The sequence below is a fragment of the Kitasatospora sp. NPDC058046 genome (genome assembly GCF_042885595.1).
Classification (GTDB): domain Bacteria; phylum Actinomycetota; class Actinomycetes; order Streptomycetales; family Streptomycetaceae; genus Kitasatospora.
Window position 1 is genome coordinate 18,291 of record NZ_JBHVRS010000022.1, and the last position, 14,684, is coordinate 32,974.

The window sequence follows — 14,684 nt, forward strand, 5'->3', positions numbered from 1 at the left end:
ACCTTCCCGGCTGCCCCCGGTGGCGGGCGCAGCGGATCGTAGGAGCTCACGGTGGGTACGGCCGACCGGTTGCCGAACGGTCGGTACCTCCCCCGGCTGCCTGCGGGACTTCAGCAGGTACCACGGTTCGGGAGGGGGCAGACGGACGATCTTAGACCCGTCCGCCCCTGGGGGCCAGCCGCGCGGGTCTCGGGGTTCCGGCCGTACCGGCCTCGGGGTTCGCCCTACCCCGGCCTCGGGGGCCGCCGTACACCCGGCGGACGAGCCGCGCACCTGCGGATACGGCCTTTGGAGTGATGCCGACCGCCGGTCGGGTGCCTACCGTTGAAGACATGAGCACCACGAACCGAACCCCCCGACCCGGCCCGTCCGGCGCCACCGCCGTCTCCGGGCGCCACCGCAACCCGCTGAGCACCGCCGTCCGCAACGTCGGCATCGCCCTGGACACCGCCGCGCGCGTGATCTTCCTCGGGCGCGACGGTGTCCGGTACTGAAGGCGCCGTCCGGTCCTGAGGGCCGTGTCCGTTCCCGGGACGGCCTACCGCCCGTGCGTCACAGCACGTCGTCCGCGTCCATGATCCGGTACGCGTAGCCCTGCTCGGCCAGGAAGCGCTGCCGGTGGGCGGCGAAGTCCTGGTCCACGGTGTCCCGGGCGACCACCGAGTAGAAGTGGGCCGAGTGGCCGTCTGCCTTGGGGCGCAGCACCCGGCCGAGGCGCTGGGCCTCCTCCTGGCGGGAGCCGAAGGTCCCGGAGACCTGGATGGCCACGGTGGCCTCGGGCAGGTCGATCGAGAAGTTCGCGACCTTGGAGACCACCAGGACGCCGATCTCCTTGTTCCGGAAGGCCTCGAAGAGCTTCTCGCGCTGGGCGTTGCTGGTCTCGCCCTTGATCACCGGGGCGTCCAGGGCCTCGCCGAGCTCGTCCAGCTGGTCGATGTACTGGCCGATGATCAGCGTCTGGTCCTTCTCGTGCTTCCTGACCAGCGCCTCCACCACCCGCCGCTTGGTCGCCGTGGTGGCGCAGTAGCGGTAGCGCTCCTCCGGCTCGGCGGTCGCGTAGGCGAGCCGCTCGGAGTCGGTCAGGGTGACCCGCACCTCGCAGCAGTCGGCGGGCGCGATGTAGCCCTGCGCCTCGATCTCCTTCCACGGCGCGTCGAAGCGCTTGGGGCCGATCAGGCTGAACACGTCGCCCTCGCGGCCGTCCTCGCGCACCAGCGTCGCGGTCAGGCCGAGCCGGCGGCGGGCCTGGAGGTCGGCGGTGAACTTGAACACCGGCGCGGGCAGCAGGTGCACCTCGTCGTAGACCACCAGGCCCCAGTTGCGGGCGTCGAACAGCTCCAGGTGGGCGTAGACGCCCTTCCGCTTGGTCGTCATCACCTGGTAGGTGGCGATGGTGACCGGGCGGATCTCCTTCTTCGTCCCGCTGTACTCGCCGATCTCGTCCTCGGTGAGCGAGGTGCGCTTGACCAGCTCGTGCTTCCACTGGCGGGCCGAGACGGTGTTGGTGACCAGGATCAGCGTGGTCGACTTGGCGTGCGCCATCGCGGCCGCGCCGACCAGCGTCTTGCCGGCGCCGCAGGGCAGCACGACCACGCCCGAGCCGCCGTGCCAGAAGCCCTCGACGGCCTGCGCCTGGTACGGGCGCAGCTGCCAGCCGTCCTCGTCCAGGTCGATCGGGTGCGCCTCGCCGTCCACGTACCCGGCGAAGTCCTCGGCGGGCCAGCCGAGTTTGAGCAGCACCTGCTTGATCTGCCCGCGCTCGGAGGGGTGCACCACCACGGTGTCCGGGTCGACCCGGGCGCCGACCAGCGGGACGACCTTCTTGGAGCGCAGCACCTCCTCCAGCACCGGCCGGTCGGTGGTGGTGAGCACCAGCCCGTGGGTCGGGTGCTTGAGCAGCTGGAGCCGCCCGTACCGGCCCATGGTGTCCGCCACGTCCACCAGCAGCGCGTGCGGCACCGGGTAGCGCGAGTACGTCACCAGGGCGTCCACCACCTGCTCGGCGTCGTGCCCGGCCGCCCGCGCGTTCCACAGCCCGAGCGGCGTCACCCGGTACGTGTGCACGTGCTCGGGCGCCCGCTCCAGCTCGGCGAACGGCGCGATGGCGCGACGGCAGTCGGAGGCCCTGGGGTGGTCGATCTCCAGGAGAAGAGTTTTGTCGCTCTGGACGATGAGCGGTCCGTCGTTCACGCGGGGGAGCCCTCCACTGGCTGACAGGGTGGATTGACGCAGACCCTCCAGTGTCGCGCATCGCGGGCGGTGCGCGGGAGCCGCCCGGAGTGACCACCGTCCGTACTCGCTCGTTGAGCTGGTCATGAAGAAGTCGAAGCGTGTTCTCACCGCCCTCGCCCTGATGGGCTCGGCCTTCGCGGCCACCGCCTCCTCGGCCGGCTCGGCCCACGCCCTCGCGGGCATCGGCGAGGGGCCCGGCGGCCTGCTCGCGGCGCCCGGGTTCCTGCTGGCGGACACCGTCACCGGGGGGTCGATGCCGGTCGGGCAGGGGCAGATCGGCAGCCTGGCGGACAAGGCCGTCCAGGACAAGATGAAGGAGGCGCAGCAGGGGCACTGAAGGCCCCCGGCCTCCCCGGGGTCACTCGTCGAGTTCCGCGACGCCGGTGATGCGGTGCAGGGCGAAGGTGCGGAGTTCGTCGGCGTGGTGGTCGAAGGCGGTGACGAAGCCGCCTTCGACCTTGACCGGGTCGATGATGCGCTGGCTGGCGATGCCCTCGGCGTTGAGGTAGCCGATCCACATGCGCTCGCCGAGCAGGACGGCCGTCTGGAGGGCGGCCAGGGTCTCGGCGGCGGCGGTGCGGGGGAGCCGGCGCGGGTCGGGGGCGGGGTCGCGGCGGGTGGCGGTGGCGGCGCGGTCGCCGGCCCGGATGGCCTTGATGGCGGCCGCGAGCAGGGTGTCGTCGGGGGCGGGCGGTCCGTCGGGGACGGGCACGGGGGCCGTCCGGGGCGGGGTGCGGCGGCTGTCCGGGCGGGTGATCAGCACGTCTCCCTCGGCGGACTCGGCGGCCGGGGCGTAGCCCATGGTGCGCAGGGCGGCGAGCAGGACGTCCGGGGCGGCCTGGGAGGCGAGGACGGTGGGGGCGAGCAGCCGCAGCCGCAGGTCGGCGGAGCGGCGGTCGGCGAGGACCTCGCCGAGCAGCGACGGGTCGTCGCAGCGCAGGTAGGAGGAGGCGGCGCCGACCCGCAGGACGCCGTGCCGGCGGGCGACGTCGTCGACCAGGTACGCGAGCGGCTGCGGGACGGGCGTACGGCTGTGCTGCTCCAGGAAGGCCCGCAGGTCGGTGGCGGTGCGGCCGGCGTCGAGGGCGCGGCGCACCGAGGCCGGGGTGAAGCGGTAGACGGTGGCGCCGCCCTTGGACTCGATGTTGGCGCACAGGGCGAGGGCCTGGGCGAGCGGGGTGAGCAGCGGGCCGGGGGCGATCGCGGTGAGGTCCGGCTGGAGGATCACGTGGTCCAGCGGCTGCGGGAGCAGCGGGGCGAGCACCTCGGCCGGGTCGGACTCGGCGGTGAGCAGGGCGCGGGCGGGGGCGGCCAGGGCGCCGCGGCCGGTGATGCCGAGGAGTTCGGCCTCGTCGAGGGTCCAGGCGGTGAGCTCGTCGCGCAGGTCGCGGCCGTCCGGGCCGACGGGGCCGCCGCGCAGCGGGCGCTGCCAGCGCAGGGCGGGGAGCAGCTCCTCGGCGGTGGCCGGGGTGCCGGGCGGCAGTTCGGCGAGCAGGGCGAGGGTGGCGCGGCGGACGGACGGGGCGAGGGTGCGGTCGAGTTCGGGGCCGAGGGCGGCGCGCGGCTTGCCCCGGCCGTCCGGGGTGCCGGTGAGGGCGGGGACGCGGGTGGCGGCGAGCCAGGCGCCGGCCAGGACGGACCAGCGCTCGGCGGTGTCCAGGTGCAGCCAGGTGTCGTACCCCGGGGTGGGGGCCCAGCGTTCGTCCACCTCGCCGTCGGGGGCCAGCAGCCCTGCGGTGTAGGCGAGTTCGAGCCAGAAGGCGGTCTGCTGCTCGGTGTTCTCCAGGGCCTGGGCGGTGCGCTTGAGGTCGCGGACGCCGAGGCCGCCGGCGCGCAGGGTCAGCGGCGGGGTGAGGCCCCAGCCGTCCAGCAGCTCCTCGACGGTCTTGACGGCGGTGTGCGCCTGGCCGGCCGCGGCGGCGTCCACGGTCTGCGGGTCGCGCGGGGCGGCGGCGGGCGCGGGCTCGGGCTGGACCGGTTCGACGGTGCGGTGGGTGCGGCCGCCGCGCAGGTGCAGGGCGAGCTCGCGGGGCAGCACGACGCTGCCGGGGCTGCTGGGTAGCAGCAGGCCGCGGGCGAGCAGCCACTCGACGGGGCTCTGCGCGTCCTCGGCGGTGACCGGGCGGGTGGCGTCCGGGACGGTGCCGGTGGGCGGGCCCCAGACCAGCCGCTCCAGCAGCCGCAGCGCGGCCTCGGGCGCGGTGTCGAGCAGTGCGGCGCAGCGGGCGCGGTCGGTGAGCAGCGCGGTGAGCGAGGCGACGGCGCTGACCGGGTCCGGGGTGCCGGGCTCTCCCGCCGAGGCGAGCAGCTGCTGCAGCCGGGCCGGGGACATGCCGACGGTGGCGTCGGCGAGGGTGGGGCCGAGGCCGGTGCGGCCCGGGTTGACGGCGGTCGGGGCGAGCGCCTCGCGGACGGCGAGGACCAGCCGCAGCCCGTTGTCCGGGCCCCAGAGCAGCGCCCGGTCGCGCAGGGTGGCGATCGCGCGCGGCAGGGCGGTGGCGACGGCGGACCGGTCGGCGGGGGTGAGCGGGGTGGCGCCGGGGTGCGGCTTGACCTTCGCCGGGCCGGTCAGCAGGGTGCGGACGGTGCTCAGCGAGGTGCCGTCCGGGGCGGTGGCCAGGGCCTCGGCGACCTGGAGGGTGAAGCGGTCGAGCCGCTCCAGGGCGCGCAGCGCGGAGGCGCGCGAGGAGAGCCGGGCGGACAGCTGGGTGAGGTCGCCGGGGACGGGGTTCAGCAGGTCGGGGCGGGAGCGGAGCAGGGCGGCGAGCGCGTCGTCGGGACGGGCGCGCAACTCCTCGGCGAGGGTGCGCGGGCCGGTGGCGGACCTGCCCCGGCGTTGAGGGCCCTGCTGTGTGGTCATTCGACCTAGGTTAGTCGGGCGCGGGGACGACGGGGTGTCCGTCGTCCGGGCGCACCTCCGGCGCTCCGCCGTACCGGCGGACGGACTCGCGCGGGCGGGGGCGGGGTGGGTAGCGTCACGCCGAGGGCGGTTCGGTGGGCGGCCGGTACGGGCGAGGCGGGGTGGTCGGTGATGACGGACGGCGAGTGGTGGCGCAAGAGCGGGCCGTGGAGCGAGCGTTCGGTCGGCGGCCCGGACGCGGGCCCGGACGCCGTTTCGGACGCCGGCTCGGGTTCGGGCTCGGGCGCCGGTTCAGGTGAGGCCGCGTCCGGCGGCGCTCCGGAGGCTCCGTCCGCCCCCGTTCCCGCTCCGGACTTCGACCCCGACAGCGTGTACGACCCGCCGGCGCCGAGCGCGGGCGGCATCCCGTCCGTGCCGCTGCACCTGCCGGAGACCGTCGCCGGGGACCGGCCGGACGGGCCCCCGCCGACGACGGTGTCGAGCACCGGCCCGTGGACGATGACGCTCTTCGACTTCTCGGACGGGCCGCGGCCCGCGCCGAAGCCGATCCCCGGGCAGCGCACCGCCGAGGAGGCCGCCGAGCAGGCGGCGGCGGAGGCGGCGGAGACGGCGGCGGCGCCCGCCGCGGACCTGACGAAGAAGCCGCGCAGGGGCTGGCTCAGGCCGGCCCCCGCCGCCCCTCCCGCGCCGCCCGAGCCCCCGGCCGGGAAGGCCGGGGGCAAGGCCAAGGCGAGAGGGAAGGGGAAGGCCAAGGGGAAGGGCCAGGAGGCGGAGAAGGAGGCGCCCGCCCGCAAGCCCTCCCCGCTGATCCTGCTCTCCTGCGCCCTGCTGGTCGGCGGGGCGGTCTCCGGCTTCCTCCCGGCCATGCTGGCCGGCTGGGGCCTCGGCTACCTGTCCCGCCAGATCTCCGACCTGATGCGGAAGTTCGTGATCCTCGGCATCCCACTGGTCACGATGAGCGTGTCCACCTTCTACTCCATGCAGCAGGCCAAGCAGGCCGGCGGACAGGGCGGCGGCCTCCAGTCGGGCTCGCCGCTGGGCGCGATCAGCTGGTCGTCCGCCCCGAACGTGCTGCGGCTGTCCGCCGTGCTGTCGGCGGTGGTCCTGCTGCTGCTCGCCCTGCGCCGCCGCCCGCCGCAACAGCAGGGCTGAGCGCGGGGGCCGGTCCGGTCCGGCCCCCGCCGGGCAGGGCTACTGGCGGACGAAGCAGCCGGAGCCGTCCACGACGGCGTGGGTGCCGCCGTTGTGTGACGGTGCCGCCGGGGCGCGGGCGGGGCGTCAGTCGTCGGCGAGGTGGACGAGTCGGCGGAAGGTCGTCGGGTCGCCGAGGTGGTCGACGATCCAGTGGGCGACGGTGGCGCGGGTGGCGGTGCCGGCCCGGGGGAGTGGTCGGTCGTACGAGACCTGCGGGCCCGGGGACGGCGGGCCGTCCTTGAGCATCGGCACGCGGACGACCGTCCAGGCGGTGTCGGAGCCGGCGAGCACCGCCTCCATCCGGGCCAGGTCGTGGTGGACCTCCCGGTACAGCCGGTCGACCACCAGCCTGGCCACCACCCGTTGGGCGCGCGGGAGCCGGCTGGTGTCCAGCCCCGCCGAGCTCATCGTGACCAGGTGCCGGGCGCCGCCGTCCCGCAGTGCCGCGGTCAACTCCCGGGCGCCGTCGGAGAAGACGGTGGTGGCGGTCCGGCGGCCGGTGGTGCCGAGGGTGGCGACGACGGCGTCCTGGTCGCTCAGCGGCCCCCGCAGGGAGCCCGGCCGGCCGACGTCGGCCCGGGCGGTGAGCGGGGTGCCGTGCGCGTACTCCGGCAGCCGGGCGGGGTCGCGGGCGACGGCGGTGACGGTGTGTCCGGCGGCCAGTGCGAGGTCGACCACCAGACGGCCGGTGCGTCCGGTGGCACCCACGACTGCGATCCTCATCGGTTCCCTCCTCGGGATGGTTCGGGATGGTTCGGTCTCGGATGGCGCCTTGTCATTCATTCAGACGGACTGTATGAATGAAATCAAGTGAACCACGGCGCACCGCGCGTGCGAACCCGAAGGAGCGATGGAACATGGGAGTTCGGCAGGATCGGTACCCCGACCTGGACGGCCGGGTGGTCGTGGTCGCCGGCGGCAGCCGCGGCATCGGCGCGGAGACCGCCCGCGCCTTCGCCCGGCAGGGCGCGGCCGTCGCCGTCCTCGGGCGCGACGCGCAGGCGCTGGCGGAGGTGGCGGACGGCCTGCGGGCGGAGGGGGTCCGGGCGCTCGGACTGGTCGCCGACTGCACGGACGCGGCGGCACTCGGCTCCGCCGCCGCCCGGATCGAGCGGGACCTCGGCCCCGTCGACACCCTGGCCGCCTTCGCCGGCGGCGGAGGCTACCCGGTACCGACCGTCCGCGAGACCGAGGAGCACTGGCGGGCCGTGCTCGACGGCAACCTCACCGCCACCTTCCTCACCGTCCAGGCCTTCCTGCCCGGCCTGCTGGCCCGCCGCGGCGGTTCGATCGTCACCATGGCCTCCACGGCCGGCCGGCTGGCCGGCGGCGCCTCCGCGGCATACGCCACGGCCAAGGCGGGGGTGCTGATGTTCACCCGGCACCTCGCGCTGGAGGTCGCCGGTGAGGGCGTGCGGGTCAACGCCATCGCACCGGGCGCCGTCCGCACCGAGCGGACCGCCGCGCAGATGCCGCCCGAGGTGCAGGCCGCGGTCGCCGCCGCGCACCCGCTGGGCCGCCTCGGCGAGCCGGCGGACGTCGCCTCGGCCACGCTCTTCCTGGCCTCCGACGCGTCCTCCTGGATCACCGGGCAGACCCTGGACGTCAGCGGCGGGCGGGTCATGATCTGAGCACCGGGCCCGCTCCGCCGGGCGCCGGGCCTTCCCCGCCCGGGTGAACCGATCGGCGATACTGCCAGTTCACACGGAACGAGTGGAGGCGAGCGGGATGAGCCCCCGGTCCTACCGGATGGGACAGCGGCAGGCGGAGGTCGACGAGACCCGCGCCCGGATCGTCGCGGCCGCCCGCGCGCACCTGGCCGAGACCGGCGGGGTCTCGCTGGACGCGGTCGCCCGCCGCGCGGACGTCGCCCGGGCGACCGTCTACTACCAGTTCGGCTCCAAGGCGGGCCTGCTGGAGGCGGTCTGCGACTCCCTCGCCGAGCAGGGCGGCATGGCCCGGCTCGCCGAGGCCTTCACCCAGGCCGACCCCTGGGCGGCGGTGGACCGCTTCGTCGAGGTGATGGGCGGCTTCTGGGCGGTCGACCGGGTCTGCACCCGCCGCCTGCGCGCCCTCGCCGCGCTCGACGAGGAGGTCGGCCGGGTCATCGCCGACCGCGACGCCCGCCGCCGGGAGGGCGCCGCGGTGCTGGCCGGCCGGCTGCCCGACGCCCCGGCGGACGCGGCGCGCCTGCTGTTCGTGCTCACCGCCTTCGAGACCTACGACGCGCTGGCGGCGGAGGCGGAGGCGGGAACCGTGGGCGGCGGGGCCGACCTGGCTGTGGCCACCCCGGCGGTCACCCGCCTGGTCCGCGCCGCTCTCGGCGGGCCGGCCGACGGGTCGTAGGGCCCCGGTCAGCCGGCCTGCCGCGCGGCCGTGCCGAGGATGCCGGCGGTGACGGCCGCCGGGTCGTCGGTGGGCAGTGCGTGGCCGGCGCCGGGGACGATCTCGACCCGGGCGGTGGGCACCAGCCGGTGCAGGCGGTCGGCGACGGCCCGGGCGTCGTGCAGGGCGCTGCGTTCGCCGAGGAGGAAGAGGGCGGGGGCGGTGAGCCGGCCGAGTTCCCGGTCGGTGAGGGTGGCGGCCGGGGGCAGGCGGCGGCGGAAGCCCATCGAGGCGCGGACCAGCGCCATCAGTTCGGTCTCCAGGACGGCGCTGTTGCCGACCAGTCGGGCCAGCCGGGGGCGCAGCGGGCGCGGGGCCGTCGCGGCGAGGCCGCCGAGGACGAGCCAGGTGTAGAAGCGGCGGTCCAGGTCGGCGAGGCCCGCCGTTTCGACCAGGGTGAGGGCGGCGGTCCGTCCGGGGTGGTGGATCTGGTGGTTGAGGGCGATCCAGCCGCCGTAGGAGCAGCCGACCAGGTGGGCGGAGGGCAGGTCGAGGGCGGTGAGCAGCTCCTCCAGCCAGGCGGCGGCGTCGCGGCCGTCGGTGACGGGGGCGCTCTGCACGCTGGCGCCCGGTTCGCCGACGGTGTCCACGGCGATCACGGGGTGCTGTGCGGCGAGGGCGTCGAGGTGGGCGTGCCACATCAGCGCGTTGCCGCCGGAGCCGGGCAGCAGCACGATCGGCCGGCCCTCGGTGCGGCCGGTGCGGTACACCCGGGTGGTGCCGTAGCCGGTGGGGACGTCGAGCGGTGTCCAGGGCCCCGGCCGGAGTTCGGTCAGCGCGCGCTCGTAGGCGGCGCGGAAGCGGGCTTCGGCCTTGCCGTTCTTGAACTCGCTGATTCGCATGGTACATGTGTATCACATGCATGATACGGGTGTACCAAGTGAAGCGGGACGAACAGACGGAGGCCGGAATGACCGCGAAGGTCGACCACGAGGAACGCCGCCGGCAGATCGCCGAGGCCCTGCTGCGCATCGCCGACACCCAGGGCCTGCAGTCCGCCAGCATGCGGGCCGTCGCCACGGAGGCCGGGGTCTCGCTGCGGCTCGTCCAGTACTACTTCACGACCAAGGAGGGCCTGCTGCTGGACGCCCTGGCCAGGCTCGGCACCCAGCTCCAGGCCCGGATGGAACGGTGGATCGGCCAGGCCCGCGCCCCCCGGGAGGTGGTGACGGCGATCCTGTCCTGCATCCTGCCGACGGACGCCGAGAGCCGCCGGATCACCAGGACGTACGCGGCGTACTACGCGCTGGTGCTCGGCGACCCCGAGGTGCTGGCGAAGCAGGCCGCGCAGCCGCCGGTCGTCCTGGAGGGCTTCCTCACCAAGCAGCTCCGGGCGGCGCAGCAGGCCGGGGGGATCGGGCCGGAGCGGGACGTCGAGGCGGTCGCGGCCGGGCTGCTGGCGATGGTCAACGGGCTCGGCTCCAGCGTGCTGGGCGGCCAGCGCACCGGTGAGCAGGCGCTCGCGGTCCTCGCGTACCACCTGGACGAGCTGTTCGGGCGGCCGGAAGCGGGCTGACGGCCGGTGCCGTCGACCCTCGCGACGGTCCTCCGGTCCGCCGGTCCGGCCCGCCGATCGGCGCGGCAGGCGGGCACCCCTCGCGGCAAGGGGGCTAACACCCGTACGGGGCGGGTGCTTTCCCCGTTCCGCTGGAGGGCCTGTCACTGACAGACTCCGGGGTATGTCCGCGCAGCCCGTGATGACGACCGAAGCGCCCGAAGCCCCCTCCTCCCGGTCCGGGAGCGGCGGCAGCGACTTCGCCCAGTTGACCCGCCGAATAGTCGACGAGGGCCTGCTCGACCGGCGCCCCGGCTACTACGCCGCCCGCATGGCCCTGGTGTTCGCCGCCTTCCTCGGCGGCTGGTACGCCCTGTTCGCGCTGGGCGACACCTGGTGGCAGCTCGGCCTGGCGGCGGCGATGTCCGTCGTCTTCGCCCAGATCGGCCTGCTCTCCCACGACCTGGCGCACCGTCAGGTCTTCGACCGGCGGGTGCCGAGCGAGATCGGCGGCCGGATCGCCGCCAACCTGCTGATGGGCATGAGCTACGGCTGGTGGATGAACAAGCACACCCGCCACCACGCCAACCCGAACCACGAGGAGCGGGACCCGGACGTCGCCCCCGAACTCCTGGTGTGGTCCCAGCGGCAGGCCCGGAAGGCGAGCGGCGTCGCCCGGTTCATCGGCCGCCGGCAGGCGTACCTGTTCGTGCCGCTGCTCCTGCTGGAGGGCCTCAACCTCAGCTTCAACAGCTTCCGCGCGCTGCGCGGGCCCGTGGTGAAGCGCCCGGTGCTGGAGGGCGTGCTGCTGGTGGTCCACTTCCTCGCCTACTTCGGCCTGGTGTTCGCCGCGCTCCCGGCCGGCAAGGCCGTCGCCTTCATCGCCGTGCACCAGGCGCTGTTCGGCGTCTACCTGGGCAGCGTCTTCGCCCCGAACCACAAGGGCATGCTGATGGTGACCCCGGAGATGAAGCTCGACTTCCTGCGCCGCCAGGTGCTCACCTCGCGCAACGTCCGCGGCGGGCTGCTCATCGACGCGGTGATGGGCGGCCTCAACTACCAGGTGGAGCACCACCTGTTCCCCAGCATGCCGACTCCGGCGCTCGGGCGGGCCGCCCGGATCACCCGGGAGTTCTGCGCCGAGAAGGGCGTCGCGTACTACGAGACGGGCCTGTTCCGCTCCTACCGGGAGATCTTCACCCACCTGCACCGGACGGGCGAGCCGATCCGCTCCGGCGGGTGACCGTCACGTCCGGCGGGTGACCGTCACGCCCTGGCGCCGGGATCCGTCGCCGGGACGGCCCTTCGGCGGCATCGCCCGTCCGCCGACGCGTTCGCGCCCGTACGATGCCCGAGCGGGGTGGGTGGAGACCGGGGGTGGGTGTGGTTCGGTTCTGGCTGAGGTGGGCGCTGATCGCGCTCCTGGGAGTGGCGGTCGTGTTCGGCGGCTGGGCCGGGTGGCGGTTCTACCGCGACACGGCCATTCCGGCCCCGCCGGACGTCCCGGGGGTGGCGCGGGCGCCGGAGACCGAGGAGGCCCGCCTGGCGGCCGAGCGGCGGATGGCCGACCGGATCGACCGGCTGCCCGAACTGCTGCCGTGGGCCCAGGGGTTGGGGCGGTCGACGGTCGACGTGTGCCGCACCGACTACCACGGCGGCCTGTTCCTCCGGGGGCTGTGGCTGCCGGTGGCCTGCGAGCGGACCGTGAACGTGTACCTGGCCTTCGACGGCGGCGACGTCCGCTCCCGGCTGGCCGATCTGGACCGGTACCTGGACGCCGAGGGCTGGCGGAGCTCGCAGCGGTGGAGCGGACTGGTCGCGGCCGACGAGTACGCCCACCAGCCGCCCGCCGACCCGACCCCGGAGGAGGTGGCGGAGGCGGCGGCCCGGCCGATCGCCCCGTCGGTGGAGTTCAGGCCGGCGACGGACGAGGCGGTGCGGACGGAGCTGGTCGTGAGCGTCTCCCGGCCGCCGGGCCCCGAACTCCTGACCTCCGGCGAGGACTACTGGTACGAGAAGTACGGCGGCCGGCGCTACCGGAACGACGAGGGGCAGCGGTCCGAGTACCTGGCCTGGCAGCCGGTGCGGCCGAGCGAGGTCACCGGGCCGGCCGAGGGCCGGTACGTGGCGGTCCTGGGCTTCACGACCAGGTACGCGGAGCAGCAGGAGGCGCCGTGAGGCCGGGAGCCGCCGTGGCCGGTCAGCCCGCCGTGCCGGGCGGCGGGGAGAGCGGCAGGGTGGCGGTGACCCGGAAGCCCGTGCGGTAGGGCGAGGCGGTCAGCTCGCCGCCGAACAGCGCGATCCGCTCGGCGAGTCCGAGCAGGCCGTGCCCGGTGGACAGTCCCCGGCGGGCCTCGGGGCGGCGGCCCGCGCCGTCGTCGACCACGTCGAGGGTCAGCACCTCGGACCAGCTGATCCGCACCGAGGCGTGGCTGCCGGCGCCGGAGTGCTTGATGATGTTGGTGACGGCCTCCTGGACCAGCCGGTAGGCCGTCAGGTCGACGCTGTCGTCGAGGTGGGCCGGGGTGCCGCGCACCTCCAGGTCGATCAGGACCCCGGCGCGTCGGGCGTCCTCCAGCAGCGGGCCCAGGTCGGCGAGCCCGTGGCGCCCGGTCCCGTCCGTCATGGGGACGTCGGCGGTGCGCAACAGCCGGAGCATGCGGCGCAGTTCGGCCATCGCGTTGCGGCCCAGTTCCTCGATGTCGCGGAGGGTGCCGGCCAGCCGGTCGGCGTCGGCGGGCGCGGTGCAGCGGGCGGTGTCGGCCTGCATGACGATGACGGCCACCGCGTTGGCCACGATGTCGTGCAACTCCCGGGCGATCTGGACGCGTTCACCGAGGACGGCCTGGCGGGCGCGCGCGAGTTCGCGCTGGTCGCGCTCGGCGGCGAGGGCGGCGGCCCGGACCCGGCGGCCGGCGCCCCAGGCGACGGCGGTGATCGGCAGGAAGTAGGCGATGCCGCTGACGAGGTACGACGTCCGACGGGAGGGAGGCACCGCCCGGTCGGCGATCGGGTACCAGATGGCCAGGGCGATCGGCAGGGCCGTCAGCACGAGGGCGGCGACGGAGGCGGGCCGGCCGCTCAGCCGGGCCGCCGTGTACAGCGCGAGCAGTACGCCGAAGAAGGGGGTGAAGGCGAAGCCGCTGTTCAGGGAGAGCAGGGCCGCGCCCACGGCGGCGGCCCAGACGACGGCGAACACCGCCTCCGGCCACCGTCGGCGGAAGGTCAGCGCGACGGCCTCCGGGACGGCGAACGCGGCCAGCAGCAGCTGGTCGCGGACGTTCGTCCCGGTCGCGAGTGGGGCCGCGTAGAAGAAGACGTCGGGGACGGTGACCGCCAGTGCCAGCGCGGCGTCCGCCGCCGTGACGGTCGGTGACCCCCGGCGGCGGACGCCGTCTGTCGCGACCTCCGTCACAACTGGAGTTCCCGGCAGCACGAGGTGTTCGAGCCGAGGCAGCACCAGTTGTCGTCGAACTCCCGGAACCCCTCCACCGGGATGTCGGACCACCACGGTTCCGGCGGGGTGGCGCGCTCCGGTGGACGGACCGGATAGCCGAGGGCGGCGTGGGCGGCCCACAGGTCGCCGCGGTACTGCCGCAGGGTGTCGTTGAGCCGGTCCCGGGTGACCTCTCCGGGGGCGGGCGCGTGCCGTGACGGCGTGAGCAGGGTCAGGAAGGCCGCCGCGGCGCGGACGTCGTCGGTGGCGAAGGCGGCCAGGCTGATGCCGGCCACGCGCAGGGCCTCGGTGCCGTCGCCCGGGTCGGGGGCGACGGTGATGCGGACGGCGAGGCTCTGCCACGGGTCGCCGACCGTGCGCGGCGGATCGGGCACCAGGAGAGTGCGGGGGCCGATGAGGATGCCGTGGGCGAGGGCCGGACCAGCCTTCCCGTCCGACTCGACGTGGTGCACGGTGGCACCGACGGTGGGCGCGGGGATCGTCGATTCGCTCATGGTGGGGCTCCCGGAGGGGAGTGGGGCTTTCACCCAGTGGTAGCGCGCCCCGTCCCGCGTCGCCTGCGGGGGATGACTGCTCGGGTGAGTGACCGAGCGGGGTCGGTCGCGGCCCCCCGCACGCGTCCCGCGGGCGGCCGCGAGGCCCCTCAGCCGCCGAAGCCGGCCAGCAGCCCGCGCGGGTCGAAGGTCACCCGGATCCGGGTGATCCGCCCGTCCTCGACGTGCATCCAGTTCGCCGTCGGCGCCGGCGGGGCGATGCTGGTGCGCAGCTCGAACCAGGTGATCACCTCGTCGCCCTCGGCCACCCGGACCTTCACGTCGATCTTCTCCAGCACCTGTCCGAGCCCCTTCAGCCCGGCCAGCGCCTCCTCCACCCCGGAGGCCGTCCCCAGCGCGCCGACGAAGTCGACGTCGTCGGCCAGCAGGCCCCGGACGGTCTCGAAGTCGCCCGCCTCCCAGGCGGTGAAGTAGGTCTCGGCAAGCTCACGCGCGGTCTTCGTCGTCGTCATGCCACCATCCTCCCGAGCACCCAACCCATCCGTCCAACAGATGGATCGGATGGAT

The 14,684-nt window shown here is 75.0% G+C and carries 15 protein-coding genes; 8 read left to right on the forward strand and 7 right to left on the reverse strand.

All coding sequences use genetic code 11. The features are described 5' to 3' along the window. Positions 1–332 precede the first annotated feature (332 nt). Positions 333–494 carry a hypothetical protein gene (locus ACFVU7_RS34270; RefSeq protein ID WP_158077777.1) on the forward strand — a complete coding sequence of 54 codons (162 nt, stop codon included), beginning with the start codon at positions 333–335 and terminating at the stop codon, positions 492–494. Between the two features lie 58 nt (positions 495–552). Here the strand turns inward: ACFVU7_RS34270 and ACFVU7_RS34275 are convergent, their stop codons facing one another. Next, positions 553–2,190 (reverse strand): DNA repair helicase XPB, encoded by a 1,638-nt coding sequence (locus ACFVU7_RS34275; protein WP_049652330.1) that lies wholly within the window; start codon positions 2,188–2,190, stop codon positions 553–555. A 124-nt stretch (positions 2,191–2,314) separates the two neighbouring features. Between ACFVU7_RS34275 and ACFVU7_RS34280 the strand changes: the two genes are divergently transcribed. Continuing rightward, positions 2,315–2,569, forward strand: a complete 255-nt coding sequence (locus ACFVU7_RS34280; protein ID WP_049652328.1) for a hypothetical protein — start codon at positions 2,315–2,317, stop codon at positions 2,567–2,569. A 21-nt stretch (positions 2,570–2,590) separates the two neighbouring features. Here the strand turns inward: ACFVU7_RS34280 and ACFVU7_RS34285 are convergent, their stop codons facing one another. Next, the gene (locus ACFVU7_RS34285; protein ID WP_388049061.1) at positions 2,591–5,092 is read right to left on the reverse strand and encodes a helicase-associated domain-containing protein; all 2,502 of its coding nucleotides are present in this window, start codon (positions 5,090–5,092) and stop codon (positions 2,591–2,593) included. A 171-nt stretch (positions 5,093–5,263) separates the two neighbouring features. On the opposite strand from ACFVU7_RS34285, the gene ACFVU7_RS34290 reads away from it, so the two are divergent. After that, positions 5,264–6,244 carry a hypothetical protein gene (locus tag ACFVU7_RS34290; protein ID WP_388049064.1) on the forward strand — a complete coding sequence of 327 codons (981 nt, stop codon included), beginning with the start codon at positions 5,264–5,266 and terminating at the stop codon, positions 6,242–6,244. 126 nt (positions 6,245–6,370) lie between these two features. On the opposite strand, the gene ACFVU7_RS34295 is transcribed toward ACFVU7_RS34290, so the two are convergent. Further along, positions 6,371–7,009: an NAD(P)-dependent oxidoreductase gene (locus tag ACFVU7_RS34295; RefSeq protein ID WP_063780391.1), complete on the reverse strand. Its 639-nt coding sequence runs from the start codon at positions 7,007–7,009 to the stop codon at positions 6,371–6,373. Between the two features lie 134 nt (positions 7,010–7,143). On the opposite strand from ACFVU7_RS34295, the gene ACFVU7_RS34300 reads away from it, so the two are divergent. Together ACFVU7_RS34300 and ACFVU7_RS34305 are read left to right on the forward strand one after the other, a co-directional pair. Then, a complete protein-coding gene (locus ACFVU7_RS34300; protein WP_388049067.1) occupies positions 7,144–7,917 on the forward strand; it encodes an SDR family NAD(P)-dependent oxidoreductase in 774 nt (257 codons plus the stop codon). Between the two features lie 97 nt (positions 7,918–8,014). Further along, positions 8,015–8,632 carry a TetR/AcrR family transcriptional regulator gene (locus ACFVU7_RS34305; protein WP_388049069.1) on the forward strand — a complete coding sequence of 206 codons (618 nt, stop codon included), beginning with the start codon at positions 8,015–8,017 and terminating at the stop codon, positions 8,630–8,632. Between the two features lie 8 nt (positions 8,633–8,640). Here ACFVU7_RS34305 and ACFVU7_RS34310 read toward each other — a convergent pair whose 3' ends face one another. Next, positions 8,641–9,513 (reverse strand): alpha/beta fold hydrolase, encoded by an 873-nt coding sequence (locus ACFVU7_RS34310; RefSeq protein ID WP_388049072.1) that lies wholly within the window; start codon positions 9,511–9,513, stop codon positions 8,641–8,643. A 68-nt stretch (positions 9,514–9,581) separates the two neighbouring features. On the opposite strand from ACFVU7_RS34310, the gene ACFVU7_RS34315 reads away from it, so the two are divergent. The 3 genes from ACFVU7_RS34315 to ACFVU7_RS34325 all read left to right on the forward strand — a co-directional run bounded on the left by ACFVU7_RS34315 (position 9,582) and on the right by ACFVU7_RS34325 (position 12,344). Then, entirely contained in the window at positions 9,582–10,187 is a 606-nt protein-coding gene (locus tag ACFVU7_RS34315) for a TetR/AcrR family transcriptional regulator (RefSeq protein WP_388049075.1), read from the forward strand. A 163-nt stretch (positions 10,188–10,350) separates the two neighbouring features. After that, positions 10,351–11,409, forward strand: coding sequence for an acyl-CoA desaturase (locus ACFVU7_RS34320; protein WP_079272734.1), 1,059 nt, complete (start codon positions 10,351–10,353; stop codon positions 11,407–11,409). A 134-nt stretch (positions 11,410–11,543) separates the two neighbouring features. Beyond that, entirely contained in the window at positions 11,544–12,344 is an 801-nt protein-coding gene (locus ACFVU7_RS34325; RefSeq protein WP_388049078.1) for a hypothetical protein, read from the forward strand. Positions 12,345–12,366: 22 nt separating this feature from the next. Here the strand turns inward: ACFVU7_RS34325 and ACFVU7_RS34330 are convergent, their stop codons facing one another. From ACFVU7_RS34330 to ACFVU7_RS34340, 3 genes are all read right to left on the reverse strand, one after another. After that, positions 12,367–13,581 (reverse strand): sensor histidine kinase, encoded by a 1,215-nt coding sequence (locus ACFVU7_RS34330; protein ID WP_388049081.1) that lies wholly within the window; start codon positions 13,579–13,581, stop codon positions 12,367–12,369. Beyond that, a complete protein-coding gene (locus ACFVU7_RS34335) occupies positions 13,578–14,117 on the reverse strand; it encodes a hypothetical protein (protein ID WP_388049084.1) in 540 nt (179 codons plus the stop codon). The genes ACFVU7_RS34330 and ACFVU7_RS34335 overlap by 4 nt, the downstream gene beginning before the upstream one ends. A gap of 149 nt (positions 14,118–14,266) precedes the next feature. Next, the gene (locus tag ACFVU7_RS34340; protein WP_049657787.1) at positions 14,267–14,629 is read right to left on the reverse strand and encodes a nuclear transport factor 2 family protein; all 363 of its coding nucleotides are present in this window, start codon (positions 14,627–14,629) and stop codon (positions 14,267–14,269) included. Positions 14,630–14,684 lie beyond the last annotated feature (55 nt).

Bases quoted from the DNA above. Each gene is read 5' to 3' on its own strand.
- ACFVU7_RS34310 (WP_388049072.1), bottom strand. From the start codon at position 9,513: ATGCGAATCAGCGAGTTCAAGAACGGCAAGGCCGAAGCCCGCTTCCGC.
- ACFVU7_RS34335 (WP_388049084.1), bottom strand. From the start codon at position 14,117: ATGAGCGAATCGACGATCCCCGCGCCCACCGTCGGTGCCACCGTGCAC.
- ACFVU7_RS34305 (WP_388049069.1), top strand. From the start codon at position 8,015: ATGAGCCCCCGGTCCTACCGGATGGGACAGCGGCAGGCGGAGGTCGAC.
- ACFVU7_RS34290 (WP_388049064.1), top strand. From the start codon at position 5,264: ATGACGGACGGCGAGTGGTGGCGCAAGAGCGGGCCGTGGAGCGAGCGT.
- ACFVU7_RS34285 (WP_388049061.1), bottom strand. From the start codon at position 5,092: ATGACCACACAGCAGGGCCCTCAACGCCGGGGCAGGTCCGCCACCGGC.
- ACFVU7_RS34320 (WP_079272734.1), top strand. From the start codon at position 10,351: ATGTCCGCGCAGCCCGTGATGACGACCGAAGCGCCCGAAGCCCCCTCC.
- ACFVU7_RS34295 (WP_063780391.1), bottom strand. From the start codon at position 7,009: ATGAGGATCGCAGTCGTGGGTGCCACCGGACGCACCGGCCGTCTGGTG.
- ACFVU7_RS34280 (WP_049652328.1), top strand. From the start codon at position 2,315: ATGAAGAAGTCGAAGCGTGTTCTCACCGCCCTCGCCCTGATGGGCTCG.
- ACFVU7_RS34300 (WP_388049067.1), top strand. From the start codon at position 7,144: ATGGGAGTTCGGCAGGATCGGTACCCCGACCTGGACGGCCGGGTGGTC.
- ACFVU7_RS34340 (WP_049657787.1), bottom strand. From the start codon at position 14,629: ATGACGACGACGAAGACCGCGCGTGAGCTTGCCGAGACCTACTTCACC.
- ACFVU7_RS34315 (WP_388049075.1), top strand. From the start codon at position 9,582: ATGACCGCGAAGGTCGACCACGAGGAACGCCGCCGGCAGATCGCCGAG.
- ACFVU7_RS34270 (WP_158077777.1), top strand. From the start codon at position 333: ATGAGCACCACGAACCGAACCCCCCGACCCGGCCCGTCCGGCGCCACC.